General features: G+C 58.5%; 14 protein-coding genes. 8 read left to right on the top strand and 6 right to left on the bottom strand.

The features are described 5' to 3' along the window. Window positions 1–32: 32 nt before the first annotated feature. Window positions 33–314, bottom strand: a complete 282-nt coding sequence (locus tag D9N14_RS05790) for an accessory factor UbiK family protein (protein ID WP_290577906.1) — start codon at window positions 312–314, stop codon at window positions 33–35. A 332-nt stretch (window positions 315–646) separates the two neighbouring features. Between D9N14_RS05790 and glnK the strand changes: the two genes are divergently transcribed. The 3 genes from glnK (at window position 647) to D9N14_RS05775 (ending at window position 2,965) form a co-directional block, all read left to right on the top strand. Then, window positions 647–985 (top strand): P-II family nitrogen regulator, encoded by a 339-nt coding sequence (gene glnK, locus D9N14_RS05785; RefSeq protein WP_156873271.1) that lies wholly within the window; start codon window positions 647–649, stop codon window positions 983–985. Window positions 986–1,076: 91 nt separating this feature from the next. Further along, entirely contained in the window at window positions 1,077–2,315 is a 1,239-nt protein-coding gene (locus tag D9N14_RS05780; RefSeq protein WP_317622582.1) for an ammonium transporter, read from the top strand. A gap of 182 nt (window positions 2,316–2,497) precedes the next feature. Next, complete coding sequence (locus D9N14_RS05775) at window positions 2,498–2,965, top strand: DUF4124 domain-containing protein (protein ID WP_290577900.1); 468 nt, start codon at window positions 2,498–2,500, stop codon at window positions 2,963–2,965. Window positions 2,966–3,011: 46 nt separating this feature from the next. On the opposite strand, the gene speE is transcribed toward D9N14_RS05775, so the two are convergent. Then, window positions 3,012–3,881: a polyamine aminopropyltransferase gene (gene speE / locus D9N14_RS05770; protein ID WP_290577898.1), complete on the bottom strand. Its 870-nt coding sequence runs from the start codon at window positions 3,879–3,881 to the stop codon at window positions 3,012–3,014. 184 nt (window positions 3,882–4,065) lie between these two features. Here speE and speA point away from each other — a divergent pair, with 184 nt between their 5' ends. Continuing rightward, the gene (speA, locus tag D9N14_RS05765; RefSeq protein WP_290577896.1) at window positions 4,066–5,958 is read left to right on the top strand and encodes a biosynthetic arginine decarboxylase; all 1,893 of its coding nucleotides are present in this window, start codon (window positions 4,066–4,068) and stop codon (window positions 5,956–5,958) included. 3 nt (window positions 5,959–5,961) lie between these two features. Here the strand turns inward: speA and glsA are convergent, their stop codons facing one another. Further along, entirely contained in the window at window positions 5,962–6,981 is a 1,020-nt protein-coding gene (gene glsA, locus D9N14_RS05760; RefSeq protein ID WP_290577894.1) for a glutaminase A, read from the bottom strand. Window positions 6,982–7,120: 139 nt separating this feature from the next. Here glsA and D9N14_RS05755 point away from each other — a divergent pair, with 139 nt between their 5' ends. The 4 genes from D9N14_RS05755 to D9N14_RS05740 all read left to right on the top strand — a co-directional run bounded on the left by D9N14_RS05755 (window position 7,121) and on the right by D9N14_RS05740 (window position 12,363). After that, window positions 7,121–8,275: an amidohydrolase family protein gene (locus D9N14_RS05755; protein ID WP_290577892.1), complete on the top strand. Its 1,155-nt coding sequence runs from the start codon at window positions 7,121–7,123 to the stop codon at window positions 8,273–8,275. A 134-nt stretch (window positions 8,276–8,409) separates the two neighbouring features. Next, a complete protein-coding gene (locus tag D9N14_RS05750; protein ID WP_290577890.1) occupies window positions 8,410–9,795 on the top strand; it encodes a glutamine synthetase family protein in 1,386 nt (461 codons plus the stop codon). A gap of 14 nt (window positions 9,796–9,809) precedes the next feature. Then, entirely contained in the window at window positions 9,810–11,195 is a 1,386-nt protein-coding gene (locus D9N14_RS05745; RefSeq protein WP_290577888.1) for an aldehyde dehydrogenase family protein, read from the top strand. Between the two features lie 16 nt (window positions 11,196–11,211). Next, entirely contained in the window at window positions 11,212–12,363 is a 1,152-nt protein-coding gene (locus tag D9N14_RS05740) for an iron-containing alcohol dehydrogenase (protein ID WP_290577886.1), read from the top strand. A 14-nt stretch (window positions 12,364–12,377) separates the two neighbouring features. Here D9N14_RS05740 and D9N14_RS05735 read toward each other — a convergent pair whose 3' ends face one another. From D9N14_RS05735 to D9N14_RS05725, 3 genes are all read right to left on the bottom strand, one after another. Continuing rightward, window positions 12,378–13,886, bottom strand: a complete 1,509-nt coding sequence (locus D9N14_RS05735; protein WP_290577884.1) for an alpha/beta hydrolase domain-containing protein — start codon at window positions 13,884–13,886, stop codon at window positions 12,378–12,380. Window positions 13,887–14,063: 177 nt separating this feature from the next. After that, complete coding sequence (locus tag D9N14_RS05730) at window positions 14,064–15,020, bottom strand: helix-turn-helix transcriptional regulator (protein WP_290577882.1); 957 nt, start codon at window positions 15,018–15,020, stop codon at window positions 14,064–14,066. Then, entirely contained in the window at window positions 15,013–15,579 is a 567-nt protein-coding gene (locus D9N14_RS05725) for a DUF523 domain-containing protein (RefSeq protein WP_290577880.1), read from the bottom strand. The genes D9N14_RS05730 and D9N14_RS05725 overlap by 8 nt, the downstream gene beginning before the upstream one ends.

Genomic DNA, 15,579 nt, shown 5'->3' with positions numbered 1-15,579 from the left:
GCAGGCTTTTGTCGCGGATTGTGGCAGAGCGCTCAATCGCTGGCAGGGCTGTCCGTCTTTGGCGCAAGGGGCAGTTGCTGCTCCAGGGCGGCCACCTGCTGTTCCAGGTCTTCTAACCGTTGCCGGGTGCGGGCCAAAACCTTGGTCTGGACTTCAAATTCCTCCTGGGTGACCAGGTCCATACGGGCCAGGGACTCCTTGATGACCGTGCTGAGGTTATGGCGCAGATCCTGGCCCAGCTCACCCAGATCCTGGGGCAGGCGCTCCTGCATCAATTCCAGAATGCGGTTTACTAAGTTTTCCTGACGGTTCATGATAACTCCTTCATGATCAGGGCAGCAGTGTATCACGCCCGATTCGGGTGTCACCAAAATGCGGCAGCAAAACGGCTTTGCACCAATTTGGAACTGCAAATCCGCAGGGCGTGCATGCTTTTGGTGCGATATAATGGTGCAATCATGATGGTGAAACCCTGCTGGTTTAGGGATAACCACTTGATTCTTCGCAATTAAAACTAATAGGCATGGTTTGTGCTATCACTTGGGCATGTTCCGCCATTGGGCAGCATGCTAAGCGTTTGCACTGATTTGCGAATATCGGGACCGAACCAACTTTTCGCTTTCGAGCATTAATAGGAGATGTTCATATGAAACTGGTTACTGCCGTAATCAAACCATTCAAATTGGATGATGTGCGTGAAGCACTGTCCGAAATTGGGGTTCAGGGTATTACTGTGACTGAAGTTAAAGGCTTCGGTCGTCAGAAAGGCCATACCGAGCTGTATCGTGGCGCGGAATATGTGGTGGATTTCCTGCCCAAAGTCAAAATCGAAGTGGCTACTTCTGATGATTTGCTGGATCAGGTGATCGAGTCCATCAGCAAAGCCGCCAACACCGGCAAGATCGGTGACGGAAAAATCTTTGTAACGCCTCTGGAACAGGCGATTCGTATCCGTACTGGCGAAACCGGTACCGACGCGATCTAAAAACGTTTAACCCTAAAAATCCATGCCTATTATTTTTTAATTTTGCGGAGGCAAGACCGTGGAAAACAACATTTTTCACCTGCAATATGCGATGGACACCTTTTATTTTCTGGTGTGCGGCGCGCTCGTAATGTGGATGGCGGCAGGTTTCGCCATGCTCGAATCCGGTTTGGTTCGTTCCAAGAACACCACCGAAATCCTGACCAAGAACGTGGCCCTGTTTGCCATCTCCTGCATCATGTATCTCGTGTGCGGTTACTACATCATGTATGACGGCGGTGTATTCCTGTCCGGGATTGCCGACGTAGACGTTGCAGCCACCCTGGGTGATTTCGCTGCACGTGAAGACGGTTTCGAAGGTGGCTCCATTTACTCTGGTGCTTCTGACTTCTTCTTCCAGGTGGTGTTTGTGGCCACTGCCATGTCCATCGTCTCCGGCGCAGTTGCCGAGCGTATGAAACTGTGGGCCTTCCTGGCGTTTGCCGTGGTCATGACCGGTTTCATCTATCCTATGGAAGGTAACTGGACCTGGGGTGGCGGTGCTGTATTCGGCATGTACACTTTGGGCGACCTGGGATTCTCTGACTTTGCCGGTTCCGGTATCGTACACATGGCCGGTGCCGCTGCTGCTTTGGCCGGTGTTCTGCTGCTGGGAGCCCGTAAAGGCAAATACGGTCCTAATGGCCAGGTGAACGCGATTCCCGGTGCCAACCTGCCGCTGGCCACTCTGGGTACTTTCATCCTGTGGATGGGCTGGTTCGGTTTCAACGGCGGTTCCGTGCTGAAACTGGGCGATATCGCCAACGCCAACTCTGTGGCCATGGTCTTCCTGAACACCAACACAGCCGCTGCCGGTGGTGGTATCGCCGCCCTGATCACAGCCCGCCTGCTGTTCGGTAAAGCTGACCTGACCATGCTGTTGAACGGTGCCCTGGCAGGCCTGGTGGCCATCACCGCTGAGCCTTCCACTCCGACTGCCCTGGAAGCGACCCTGTTCGGTGCCGCGGGTGGTGTGCTGGTGGTATTCAGCATCCTGGCTCTGGATAAACTGAAAATCGACGATCCTGTGGGTGCCATCTCTGTACACGGTACCTGTGGTCTGCTGGGTCTGTTGCTGGTGCCCGTCACTAACTCTGACTCCACCTTCAGCGGCCAGATCATCGGCGCTCTGACCATCTTCATCTGGGTATTCGTGGCCTCCCTGATCGTTTGGGCCATCCTGAAAGCCGTCCTGGGTATCCGGGTATCTGAAGAAGAAGAGTTCGAAGGTGTTGACCTGGCTGAGTGTGGTATGGAAGCGTACCCTGAATTTACCGGCAGCGGTAAATAAGCAACCAGATCAGACACTTGATCTCAAAAGGCTCCTTCGGGAGCCTTTTTTTATGGCTACGGTTTGTCACCTGAGGTTTCAATGGTTAACAAATGATCGTTATTCTGTGCGCCAGCAGGGGGTTATAATGCAACAACACTGTGGGACAGTGTGTTGATGTCATTATGGAGGAAGGTTAAACAATGCGATTGAGTATGCAATTGGGGAGCATGCTGGTGGCCATGCTGCTGTCGTGGACGGCGCAGGCGGATGTCTATCGCTGGGTGGATGACAAGGGTCGGGTGCATTTTTCCGATCAGGCACCGGTGGGGGGTAATGCCGAGGCTTTGGATCTGCCGGAGGTGAAAGAGGAGCCCGGCACGCCGGATCTGTCTGAGTTCGAACGGATGCAGCGGCAGCAGAAGCTGGTGAAGATGCTGGAGGAGGAACGCCTGGCCAAGGAAGAGCAACGGGCCAAGCTGGCCCAGGAGGCCGAAGAGCGGGCCAAGTACTGCACTCGTTTCAGGAACCGGCTGTCCTACCTGGATCAGTACACCCACTTCTATGATGAAAAAGAGGATGGCACCCGGGAGTACATGTCCGAGGATGAGGCGGATGCCTACCGCAGCGGCCTCAAACAAAAATTCCGTGATGAGTGTGGCGAGGCCTGAGCCCCGCCCCCAGCGCGCCGGTCAAGGCGATCCGGTTGGCCTGATGCTAGGCCTGCCGAGCCAGATGGCGCTTCATGAACTCCGGCATGGCCAGCGCGGCCTTGTGAATCTCCAGGTTGTAATACTCGGTGGCAAACGTCTTCGCCGCCACGTCTTCACTGCGGAAGTGGGTCACTGAGCCCAGTGGGCTGGCCATGGTGCAGGACCACCAGCCAGTGGGGTATACCGGTTGCGGGAACGGCAGGGTGTGGCACTGGTGAAAACCGGCTTCGCGCATGTCATCGTGCATTTTCCTGATGATGCTGTGGCTGTGCAGCAGGGGCGATTCACTCTGTTGCACCAGAATGCCCTCCGGTTTCAGCGCCTGCAAACAATCCCGATAGAAATCCACCGCAAACAGGCCTTCCGCCGGACCCACCGGATCGGTGCTGTCGATGATGATGAGATCCATGGTGCCGGGGGCGCAGTTCTTCACCCAGGCAATGCCATCGTCGAACAGCAGCTCGGCGCGGGGATCATTGTTGGATTCACACAGTTCCGGAAACCATTGCTGGGAGGCCCAGGTGACTTTCTCGTCAATATCGATCTGGGTGCACTTCTCCACGCCCGGGTGCTTCAGCACTTCCCGCAGGGTGCCGCAATCACCGCCACCGATGATGGCCACTTTTTTGGGGTTGGGGTGGGTGAACAGGGCGGGGTGGGACATCATCTCGTGATAGAGGAAGTTGTCCCGGCTGGTGAGCATCACGCATCCGTCCAGGACCATCAGTTTGCCGAAGGTTTTGGTGTCGTACACTTCCAGAAACTGATACTGGGTTTGTTCTTCGTGCAGTTTTGCCGTGATTTCCAGGCCGAAGGCAGTGCCCTCGTCGCCAAAAATCTCGGTGAACCAGGTGCCTTTGGCAGAGTCGCTCATGTACGGATACTCCCGGAGAATAGGGGTTGGATGCGGCGCGAAAAATAACCCAAAATGATCAGATAACCAAGCGCTTTTGACGCCGCGCTGATCGGTCTACAATAACGTCCTTTCGCCCTGACCTGCAAATGCGCGGCCATGGCCCCCGAGCGTGCCCCACACAAGACAACTGGAATCTGAACTCATGTCCCACACTATTATCGACACCGCCCGTGACACTTACAGTATTGATAACTGGAGTGAAGGCTATTTTGATATCGACAGCCGGGGCTTGCTGGATGTGGGCACCGGGGACCACCGCATTCCCCTGCAGGAGATTGTGGCCGCCGCCCAGGAGAGCGGCATGCGCACCCCGGTATTGCTGCGCTTTGTGGATATTCTGCGGGATCGGGTGGGCAAGCTCAGCAGCGCCTTTGCCAAAGCCATGGACACTTTGGACTACCAGGGCCAGTACACCGCGGTGTACCCCATCAAGGTGAACCAGCAGCGCCGGGTGGTGGAGGAGATCTACAACGGCGGCGTGCCGGACCCCCGCTGTGGCGTAGGGCTGGAAGCGGGCAGCAAGCCGGAATTGATGGCGGTGCTGGCCCTGAGCCGGGGCAATTCGGTCATCGTTTGCAATGGCTACAAGGATCGCGAATTTGTGCGCCTGGCCCTGATCGGGGAAAAAATGGGGCGCCGGGTGTATATCGTGGTGGAGAAAATGAGTGAGCTGCAGTTGGTGCTGGATGAAGCCAAAGCCATGCAGGTGCAGCCCCGTATCGGTCTGCGCACCCGCCTCAGCTCCATTGGCAAGGGCAACTGGCAGAACACCGGCGGGGAAAAATCCAAGTTCGGTTTGTCCGCCACCCAGATCCTGCAGGTCATCGACACCCTGCGTCAACACGATGCCCTGGACCGGCTGCAGTTGTTGCATTTCCATCTGGGCTCGCAGATCTCCAACATTCGCGACATCCAGCGCGGCATGAAAGAAGCCGCCCGCTATTATTCCGCCTTGCGCCAGGCCGGCTGCCAGGTGCAGGTGGTGGATGTGGGCGGGGGCCTGGGGGTGGATTACGAAGGCACCCGCTCCCGCAGTTACTGCTCCATGAACTATTCCATGGAAGAGTACGCCTACAACATCTTGCTGGCCTTGAAAGAAGTGAGCCAGCGTGATGATCTGCCCCTGCCCAACGTGATTTCGGAATCCGGCCGTGCGCTCACCGCCCACCACGCCGTGCTGGTGAGTAACGTGATCGGAGTAGAGAGCCCGGCCGCCAAACAACCGCAGGAGCCGGATGCCGAATCCCCCCTGGTGCTGCAGGAACTGGCCCGGTGTTACCACGAGATCGAAGGTGCCAAGCGCAGCCGGTCCTTGTCCGAGCTGTATCACGAGGTGCTGTACCGGCTGGGGGAGGCGCAGGACATGTACACCCATGGTGTCCTCAGCCTGAACGACAAGGCGCAGGCGGAAGAGATCTACGGCGCCGCCTGTCAGGCTTTACGTGGCAAACTCGATCTGAATTCCCGTGCCCACCAGGATATCCTCAACGAGTTGAACGAGAAACTGGCGGACAAGGTGTTCCTGAATTTCTCCCTGTTCCAGTCCATTCCCGACGCCTGGGGCATCGACCAGGTGTTTCCGGTGTTGCCCCTGGCCGGCCTGGACCGACCGCTGACCCGGCGCGGCGTGGTGCAGGACATTACCTGTGATTCCGACGGCCGTATTGACCAGTATGTGGATACCCATGATCTGGCCAGCAGTTTGCCGTTGCCGGAATGGGATGAGCAGCGGGGCATGTCCCTCGCCATTTTCATGGTGGGGGCCTATCAGGAGATCCTGGGGGATATGCACAACCTGTTCGGGGATACTGATGCGGTGGACGTGTCCCTGGATGGCAAAGGCGGCTTCAGCTTCATCAACACCCTGAAGGGGGACACGGTGGATCACATTCTGCGTTACGTGCAGTTTGATACCATGCTGTTGCAACAACAGATCCACGAACAGCTGGTGTTAACGGATCTGAGCCGGGCCGAGCAGGCCGCCTTTCTCAAAGAGTTGCGGGAAGGCCTGACCGGCTATACCTATCTGGAATAAAGATCAGCGGGGGGTGACCTGATAGGGGTTACCCCCCAGGGCATTGGAAATATCCGCGATGGCTTTCTGTGCCCGGACACTGTTGCCGGCCGCATCCAGGGGCGGCGAGACCACCGCAATGCCGAACTTACCCGGCGAGACCGCTATGATGCCGCCGCCGACGCCACTTTTGGCCGGCAATCCGGTTTGGTACAGCCATTTTCCCGCATCGTCATAGAGCCCGGCGGTGGCCATGACGGCGAGCACCTCAGGGACATTTTCAGCCTGCATGGCCTGGCGACCGGTCACAGGATTTTTGCCGGCGTTGGCGAGTGTGGCGGCCATGATGCCAAGATCCCGGGCGTTGACCCCCACGGAGCACTGCCGGGTGTAGATATCGGTGGCGCGCAGCGGGTCGGTGGTGATGCGGCCGTAGGCGGCCATCAAGGCGGCGATGGCCCGGTTGCGCTGATTGGTCTCGGCTTCTGAACGATACACGTCCTCCAATACCGTCAACGAGCGCCCGGCGAAGGCTTCATAGGTACCCAGGATCTTGTTCCAGATGTCGTCGTAGGTGTTGCCTTTTACCATGCTGGTGGCGGTAATGGCGCCGGGATTCACCAACGGATTCATTTCGGCCCCTTTGTTTTGTTCAATGGCGTAGATGGAATTGAACACCTGCCCGGTGGCATCCACCCCCATATTCTCAGCCAGCGCTGCGGTGCCGGATTCGTCCATCACCAGCGCCATGGTGAAGACTTTGGAGATGGACTGAATGGAAACCTGGGACTGCACGTCACCGGCGCTGTAAACAGAGCCGTCGGTGGTGACCAGTACAATGCCGTACAATTTTGGGTCCACCTTTGCCAGCGCCGGTATGTAATCCGCGTTGGCGCCTTCCTTGATGTCTTTATATTGGGTGTAGGCTTTATCCAGGGCGGCCTGAATCTGTTTGGGGCTGAGCTCGGTGGCCCACAGTGGTGCACTGAACAGCAGGAGCAGGCCCAGCGCCAGTCCCTGGATGGAATGTGTTGTACGCGTCATTGCTTTGCCTCCTGGTGGTAGCACGATGTAGCACGATAAGGATTGGAAGATCGAAGGTGAGCTTGGTACGCTGCCACTGTATCAACCGGAGTGTCATGCTAAAACGGCTTTTGTGAAAATGGCAATCAAGGAGCCTGCTATGTCCCCACCGGCCAACCGCCACCCCACCCTGTGCTGGCAGTGGATCAGCGCGCTGTGCGCCGTGATGGGGCTGACAGCCTGCGAACTGATGCCTCAGGCTGATCCGGCGGTGCCTCACCGCAGTCTTGCCTCCTTCGCCCTGCCCAGTGCCGAGCAGGCCTGCTTTGATCGCGAGCGGGAACCTTACACCGCGGTGGTGGACGCCCATTTTCATCCTCGACCTTTTGGTGGCCCCGCCATGCCTGCCACGGAGCTGTTTGAACTGTTGGATGAGCAGGGCGTGCGCTTTGTGAATTATTTCGGCATTGGCCAGGTGCTGTCGCCGGATTCCGGCTGTACCTATTATCTGGATTGCCTGGGGGTGCCGGCGAACCCCAGCATCAAAAACGACGTGGTGAACGCAGTGGAGGTGACAACCTTCCCCCACGATCAACTCCATATCACCCTGTCCATGACCTTTGTGGACCTGGCCCACCCGGAACAGGCGGCCCGCATGGTGGCGCTGTACGACCGGGAGTTTCCGGGCCTGTTTCGCTGGGCGGGGGAGCTGAATGTCATGAAGCAGGCGCTGTTGGGCAACCAGCATGAACCGGCCACGCGGGAGAGCATTGATGGCTGGGCGCCGTTTATGCAGATTCTGCGGGAGCGTAATATTCCGGTCACATTGCATGCGGATCTGGGCAATGATGCCAATCCCACGGAGTTCCTCTATCTGATGGAGCATGTGCTGGAACGCTACCCGGATAACCCCATCGTCTGGGCCCACATGGGCTTGTCGAAAGAATTGACCACCATGGACGCCAACACCCATGTGGCGCTGATGAAGTCGCTGCTGGATCGTTATCCCAGGTTGATGTTGGATATCTCCTGGGACGTGCTTTACAACGCCTACCATCAATGGGGCGAGGTGTTTGTTCCCTTTTTCAATGAATACTCCACCCGGATTCTGCCCGGCTCCGACTTTGTAGCTGCCGGTACCAAAACCCGGGACCAGTATGCCAGGGAACTGGAAGTCACCAGCCGGGCGTTGCGGGTGATGGACGACGAGGCATTCCGCAATGTGGCCCTGGGGGAGAACTACTTTCGCCTGCTACAGTTGGACTATCATGCGCCGTTCATCTGTGCACCACCGGCTGCGGCCGCAACCCCTTGAGCGATTGACCCGCAGCGGAAGCACCAGTGTGCGCGGGCGGGGTGTTGGAGTATAGTGTTGGTCAATCAGTGTAGAACCACACAATTCATAGACCCGTTCATAGATACCCAATTCAGGCCCTGAGGAGCATGCCGATGACCGACCCCCTGGATCCCCGCAAAGTACACACCGTTGAGCAAGCCAAGGCTATCGTGCAGCAGCGGGAGCTCAGCCACGTCAAAGTGGGCGTGGCGGACATTGACGGTGTGATTCGGGGCAAGTACATGAGTCGGGAGAAATTTTTCTCCGCCCTGGATAAAGGCTTCGGTTTCTGCGATGTGGTGTTGGGATGGGACAGTAACGACCAGCTCTATGAAGGGGTGAACATTCAGTACACCGGCTGGCAGACCGGTTACCCGGATGCCCAGGTGCGCATTGTGCCGGACAGTTGTCGCGAGGTGTACGGTGAGCCGGGCATGCTGTTCTTTCTGGCGGAGTTCGACGGCGCCGCCGAGGCCATCTGCCCCCGGGGGGTGCTGAAACGGATTCTGGAGATGGCCGGCGCCATGGGGTTTGAGGCCAAGACCGCCTTTGAGTATGAGTTCTTTCTTTTCAATGAAACACCGCACTCGGTGCGGGAGAAAGGTTATCGCAACCTGAATCCCATCACGCCCGGCTTCTTCGGCTATTCCGTATTGCGCAGTTCAGTGCACGCCGAGTTGTACCAGGAATTGCTGGCCCTGAGCCAACAGATGGATTTCCCCGTGGAAGGCCTGCACACGGAAACCGGACCCGGTGTACTGGAGGCCGCGATCGCCGTGGACAACGCCTTGGACGCCGCTGACAAGGCGCTGCTGTTCAAAACGTTCACCAAAGTGTGGGCACAACGCAACAATATGATGGCCACGTTCATGGCCAAGTGGTCCAACGATTACCCGGGCCAGAGTGGCCACATTCATATTTCTTTGCAGAACAAGCACCATCAACCGGTGTTTCACCAGGATGGGGCGTTGCACAATATGAGCGAACTGCAGCGTCAGTTTGTGGCCGGGCAACAGAAATACATGGCCGAACTGACCGCCATGTATGCGCAGACGGTGAATGCCTACAGCCGCATGATTCCCGGTTTCTGGGCGCCCACCCACGCCACCTGGGGTGTGGAAAACCGCACCACCTCCCTGCGGGTGATTCCCGGCTCGGAAAAATCCCAGCGGGTGGAATTCCGCTTTGGTTCCGCCGATGCCAATCCCTACATTGCCCTGGCGGCGGCGTTGGGCTCTGGCCTCATGGGCATTGAGCAGCGCCTGACCCTGGAACCCCAGGTCACCGGTAATGCTTACGAACAGACCTTTCCGGATTATCTGGAGCTGCCCCACACTCTGGAGCGTGCGGCAGGAAGGCTGGCCAAATCCCAGGTGGCCCAGGACCTCTTTGGAAAAGCCTTTGTGGATCACTACGTGGGCACCCGCCTGTGGGAAGCCCAGGAATTCCGCAAACACATTACCGACTGGGAACTGAAACGTTACTTTGAAATTATTTAAGCGGCCCTGTGACCATGACTGAATTCAATATTATCTCGCCGCTGGACGGCAGCGTGTATGCCAGCCGCCACTATGCTACGGCGGCGGAAATCAACGAGGCCCTGGCACGGGCGCAACTGGCGCAACCCGCTTGGCGGAGCACGCCCCTGGCGGAACGGCAGCGTTTGTGCCGCGCCATGGTGGCGGCCTTTGAGGCCAACGCCGAGGAAATCGCCCACCAGATTTGCTGGCAGATGGGTCGCCCCATTCAATACGCTGCCGGCGAAGTGCGTGGGTTGGCGGAGCGGGCCCGCTATATGATCGACGCCGCACCTAAGGCGCTGGCCAATATTGCGGTGGAGGACAAGCCCGGTTTTACCCGTTATATCAAACGTGAACCCCTGGGCATGGTGATGGTGATCGCGCCCTGGAACTATCCTTATCTCACCGCCATCAACAGCATCATTCCCGCGCTCCTGGCCGGCAATGTGGTGCTGCTGAAACACTCCGCACAAACCCCGCTGTGTGCCGAGCAGTTGCACAGCGCCTTTGTGGCAGCGGGTCTTCCCCCCGGCGTGTTCCAGTTTCTGCATCTAACCCATGCGGATACCGAAAAGCTCATCGCCCATCCCGCTATTGACCAGATAGCCTTCACGGGCTCGGTACCCGGCGGTGCCATGGTGGAACGGGTGGCCGCAGGGCATTTCAAATCCGTGGGCCTGGAATTGGGTGGCAAGGACCCGGCTTATGTGCGTGCCGACGCTGACCTGAATCATGCTGTGGAAACCCTGGTGGATGGCGCGTTTTTCAATTCCGGCCAGAGTTGTTGTGGTATAGAACGGATTTATGTGCACGAGGATGTGTACGATGAGTTCGTGGCCCGTGCGGTGGAGCTGGTGTATCAATACACCCTGGGCCGGTCTGATGATCCGGCAACGACCCTGGGCCCCATGGTGAAAGCCGCAGCGGCGGATTTTGTACGCGAGCAAATTGCCGAGGCGGTCGCCCAGGGCGCCCGCTGTCATATTGATGAAGCCCGCTTTCCCCTGAGCCAGCCCGGCACCCCCTATCTGGCGCCGCAGTTGCTGACCCAGGTGAACCACAGTATGCGCCTCATGACCGAGGAATCCTTCGGCCCGGTGGTGGGCGTGCAAAAAGTGGCGGGGGATGAAGAAGCCATTGCCCTGATGAACGATTCCGATTTTGGCTTGACGGCGGCCGTGTTCACGCAAGATGAAGCTGCCGGCATCGCCATCGGCGAACAGGTGGAAACCGGAACCTTTTTCATCAATCGTTGTGATTACCTGGACCCGGCTCTGGCCTGGACAGGCGTCAAACAGTCCGGCCGTGGTTGCACGTTGTCGGTGATTGGGTTCGAGCAGGTGACCCGTCCCAAGTCCTTCCATTTAAAACGCGTTTGAATTGAGTGTGGGCGATATGAGTTCATTGCAGGCAAATTGGAATTACCCTACGTCGGTGCTGGTGGGGGCCGGTCGATGGAAAGAACTGGTGCAGTGTTGTGAGCAATTGGGTATTCGTACCCCGTTGCTGGTGACGGACCCCGGTTTGGCGGCGCTGCCGCTCACGGCAGAGCTGTTGTCCCACTGCAACGCCAACGGTTTAACGGCGACGTTGTTCAGTGATGTGAAAGGCAATCCCACGTCCGCCAATGTGGATGCCGGGGTGGCTGCGTTCCGCGCCGGTCACCATGATGGTGTCATTGCCCTGGGTGGCGGTTCTGCGCTGGATGCCGGTAAAGCCGTGGCCTTGATGGTGGGACAGGATCAACCCATCTGGGCGTTCGAGGATGTGGGGGATAACTGGACCCGGGTGAATACCGCAGGCATGGTGCCGGTGGTGGCAATCCCCACCACGGCGGGTACCGGTTCCGAAGTGGGCCGTTCCTCCGTGATCACCGATGCCGAGAACAAGGTCAAGAAAATCATTTTTCACCCCAATATGCTGCCGGGTAAAGTCATCCTGGATCCCATTCTCAGCGTTGGCCTGCCGGCGAAGTTGACGGCGGCCACCGGCATGGATGCGCTGTCCCATAACCTGGAGGCGCTGTGTTCCAATTTCTACCATCCCATGGCGGAGGGGATCGCCCTGGAAGGCATTCGCCTGGTGCAGGAGTACTTGCCCCGTGCGGTGGCGGACGGCCAGGATCTGGAGGCCCGCACCCACATGCTGGTGGCATCGGCCATGGGGGCCACCGCCTTCCAGAAAGGCCTGGGGGCCATGCACGCCCTGGCCCATAGTCTGGGGGCCCTTTACGACGCACACCACGGCATGCTCAATGCCATCCTCATGCCGTATGTGTTGCAGGCCAACCGGTCTGCCATCGAAGATCGCATCGTCCGCCTGGCCCGTTATCTGAATTTGGAGGAGGCAAGCTTTGCCGGCTTCCTGCAATGGATTCTGGCGCTGCGGGCGCAGGTGGGCATTCCTCATGGTTTGTCCGCCCTGGGAATCGATACCACCCAAGCAACGGTAGTGGCTGCCATGTCAGCGCGGGACCCGGCCGCCGGTGGGAATCCGATTGCGTTCAGTACAGCGCAGTATGAGGCCCTGTTTCGGGAAGCGATTTGATCCGCTCGCTGAACTCACCGAAATTCAACCCGCTCCGCCGCCGCTAACACCAGCGGAGCGTCCTCTGCCAGCAGGGTGCCGTGGGCGACGGCGGCTGCGGTGGCCTGGGTCACTGCTGCGATGTAATCCGCTTTATCTGCATACAGGGTTTGCCGCGTGGCCGGGTCCAGCGCCGCCATGGAGCCGTACAGAAAGCACAACCCATCCTCGTTCCGATCTGCATTGTTCAAACCGGAAAGCCGGGCCAGGGGCGCATCCACGTAGGGGCTGCGGATACCGCCCAGCGCATTACCGTAGGCATCCAGTGCAAAGCCATCCTGCTGCTCGTTGACCTGCAGCCGTGGATAGGATGGCGGCACGGTTGCCTCCGCCAGCCACTGGTGCAGGGTGCGAAACGCGGCTTTGACGGCAAAGTGGTGCTGCGGTGCGCTGGAAATAAAATCCGGGCACGCGGGCAACACCGGGTTGGCCCGCTTCAGGTATTTCAATTCGGCGGTGACCACATCATCCCCATCATCCAGCAAACCATAGCGCGCCACGTATAAATCCGCGTGCGCAGTCCCGGCCACTTCCCACAGACGGAAAAACGAATTGTCCGGCTGGCGGCTGCTGAGGGCACCCAGTGGGATCTGGTCGGTTTCGGTTTGCAGGTTGATGATGGGCACCCCGAGGTCCGCCCGCAGTTGTGCGGTTGTGGGGGGCACGATGTCCGCCTGGGGTGCCTGGGACAACGGGGCGGAGGCACCGCCGCCCAATTCCGGAATGCCTTCACCCAAGCGGCTGTGAATGAAATAGCCGTCAAACAGGTCGGTGTTCTTGCCGAAGGCGTTCACCAGGGTCACCAGACGATGGGCGGATTGAGATTCGCCGGTGGCAATGATGCGCTCCGCGCTGAGTTCACCCAGGGGATTGATTGCCCGGGGCCGTCGTACCAACTCTGCCGCTTTCATAAAAATATCGTAGGAGAAACTGTCGCCCGGATGGTGCAGGCTACGGTAGCGCAATGGGTGCGTGCATTTAACCGCAAGGCAGAAGGGCACCTGGCGGGGCAGGGGCATGGGGCCGCCCTCGATTCCCATCTGCTGAGCGGAAACCGCCACATAGGCGTAACCCTGACGCATGAATTCCGTGTGGGCGGTGATCCATTCGGTGGGCGTGTCGATACCGCCGGACACGTTCATCCATTCGATCACCACGGTGCCGTTGAAGTGGGCCGGGTCTGTGGGGCGATAGACAAAGAGGCGGGATTTGTAAGCGGCGGTCTCGCCGCTGGGTTCCACCTCCCACTGGCCGTCGGGAGTTAATTCTGTGCGGTTGACGTAATGGTTGGCGGTGCCACTGAAAAAGAATTCCTCCAGTTCATAACCCATGTCTTCGAATGGGATCAGGGTGGGGGCGGTCCAGATCAAACCGATTTTGGGGGCTCGCTCGATTTCGGCGTCTGTGCCCTGGCAGGCGCTTAACAGGCACAGGGCGGCCAACGCCGCAATCCGGGTCACGGACTGAATGCTTGGGATTAACATGATGGGCTCCACGAGGGTTTTTAGAGTGCTTTTATATTGTTATTGAGAATCCGCCTTCACAGACGTTTCCCTCTTTGGTCTCACCACCTTAAAAAATCACGCCCGGTGAGACAATGAAAAAGGCTATTGATAAGCGACGATTGCTATTGAAATGCGACTGCCGCCACCACTGCCAGGCTATTGCGATTTTCGAAATTGCCCGGGGGTGATGCCGGTGGCGGTGCGGAAGGACGCGGTGAAGTTGGCGGTGGAACTGAAACCCAGGCGATAGGCGATTTCTTTCAGCGGCAGATCGGTTTCCAGTAACAGGGACTTGGCCTTGGCCAGTTGTACAGCCTTGATGTATTGGGAAATGGGAACGCCACTGAATTCGCGAAAGCGTTTGGCAAAGTAGCGTTCGCTGAAACCGCAGAGGGCGGCCAGGTCGGCCACATTGGGAGCCTTGCCGGTGAGCCCGGCCAGGTAGTGCTCGATCATCTGGAATTCCCGGGCGGTAAAGGCGCCTTTGACATCCTGCTCCGGTGCCTGCAACCAGTGGGCGCATTCGGTGAGCATGGCATGGCCCAGGGATTCCACCACCCGCTGGTGGATGGCACCGGGGGCGAGTGCCTCCTGCATGAGCCGCAGCAGGATGGAGGAGATCAGCGAGCTTCTAAAATCCAATGCCTGATGCAGTTGGGCGTGAGTGAGTGTGGCCAGGGGCCCCATGAACTGCGCCGCATAATCGTTATCAAAGGAGCAGGTTACGGCGCACAGCCGACCGGGGGTGATGCGGGCCTGCAGTTCGCGCCCCGGCAACATAAACAGCACGCTGCCCACGGCAGCGGTGCGCACCAGGTTTTCTTCCGGGTAACCGTACTCGATGCTGGCAGTGGCGGCCACCAGCGTGGACAGCACGGTGCGGTTGGGGGTGAACGTCAGGTTCATGGGGCTGCTGTGATCCAGGTCGCTCACTTCCACATGGGTGGTGTCGGTGTGCAGGGAGGCCATGGCATTGCGCAGGTTGCCGCTGTATTCAAAGGCGCCCTTTCTTGCCAGTTGCTCCAGGTCGATGCGTTCGATGCCGTGGCTGTCGTCGGCTTCCCAATCCACCAGAAAGTCCGGTTCGTGGGTTTTATGGTTATGGTTATTCATGTTGCATGCGTTGGGCTCGTTGCCGGACGTTCTCCAGAAAAAGCGTAATGTGATCGGGGTCCAGCTGTCGGTCATCCAGCATGGGCAGATCCGGAAACCGCAGCAGCAACTCCGCCACAAACAGCCCGTTGCCCTGATTGTGCAGTACGCTGGACTGGTCCGCGTTGAAAATCGGTGTGCTGTGATAACCGCAGCTTGGGGAACGGCTTTGCAGAATATAGCCACATAACGCTGGATAGGTGCGGCCGACAATCTGGCCCATGGTGCGCAGGCGCCCGGTGACATCCCGCTCCGGATCGTCGCGGCCCACCGCACGCACCTGGTCGCCATCCTGAATCAGGTTCACCGGCCCCCGCGGAATGCCCATGCCCGCCATGCTTTCCGGGCACAGGGGCAGCAATTGCACATGGGGTGCGATGCGTTCCAGCAGCGTGGGCTGGCGCTTGTGCTGGCCATCGTAGCGCACGGCCATACCGATCAGGCAACTGCTGACGCCCACCAGCGGTCGGGTTTGGCCTGTCAGAGTTGTATTGGAGGTGTGGAAGACTTGGGTCTGCAT

The sequence above is a fragment of the Ketobacter sp. genome (assembly GCF_003671495.1).
In the GTDB taxonomy this organism is placed as follows: domain Bacteria; phylum Pseudomonadota; class Gammaproteobacteria; order Pseudomonadales; family Ketobacteraceae; genus Ketobacter.
This window is presented reverse-complemented; position numbering and strand designations above follow the sequence as displayed.

Coding starts and splice junctions, on each gene's coding strand:
- D9N14_RS05790 (WP_290577906.1), bottom strand. CDS start 314: ATGAACCGTCAGGAAAACTTAGTAAACCGCATTCTGGAATTGATGCAG.
- glnK (WP_156873271.1), top strand. CDS start 647: ATGAAACTGGTTACTGCCGTAATCAAACCATTCAAATTGGATGATGTG.
- D9N14_RS05780 (WP_317622582.1), top strand. CDS start 1,077: ATGGACACCTTTTATTTTCTGGTGTGCGGCGCGCTCGTAATGTGGATG.
- D9N14_RS05775 (WP_290577900.1), top strand. CDS start 2,498: ATGCGATTGAGTATGCAATTGGGGAGCATGCTGGTGGCCATGCTGCTG.
- speE (WP_290577898.1), bottom strand. CDS start 3,881: ATGAGCGACTCTGCCAAAGGCACCTGGTTCACCGAGATTTTTGGCGAC.
- speA (WP_290577896.1), top strand. CDS start 4,066: ATGTCCCACACTATTATCGACACCGCCCGTGACACTTACAGTATTGAT.
- glsA (WP_290577894.1), bottom strand. CDS start 6,981: ATGACGCGTACAACACATTCCATCCAGGGACTGGCGCTGGGCCTGCTC.
- D9N14_RS05755 (WP_290577892.1), top strand. CDS start 7,121: ATGTCCCCACCGGCCAACCGCCACCCCACCCTGTGCTGGCAGTGGATC.
- D9N14_RS05750 (WP_290577890.1), top strand. CDS start 8,410: ATGACCGACCCCCTGGATCCCCGCAAAGTACACACCGTTGAGCAAGCC.
- D9N14_RS05745 (WP_290577888.1), top strand. CDS start 9,810: ATGACTGAATTCAATATTATCTCGCCGCTGGACGGCAGCGTGTATGCC.
- D9N14_RS05740 (WP_290577886.1), top strand. CDS start 11,212: ATGAGTTCATTGCAGGCAAATTGGAATTACCCTACGTCGGTGCTGGTG.
- D9N14_RS05735 (WP_290577884.1), bottom strand. CDS start 13,886: ATGTTAATCCCAAGCATTCAGTCCGTGACCCGGATTGCGGCGTTGGCC.
- D9N14_RS05730 (WP_290577882.1), bottom strand. CDS start 15,020: ATGAATAACCATAACCATAAAACCCACGAACCGGACTTTCTGGTGGAT.
- D9N14_RS05725 (WP_290577880.1), bottom strand. CDS start 15,579: ATGCAGACCCAAGTCTTCCACACCTCCAATACAACTCTGACAGGCCAA.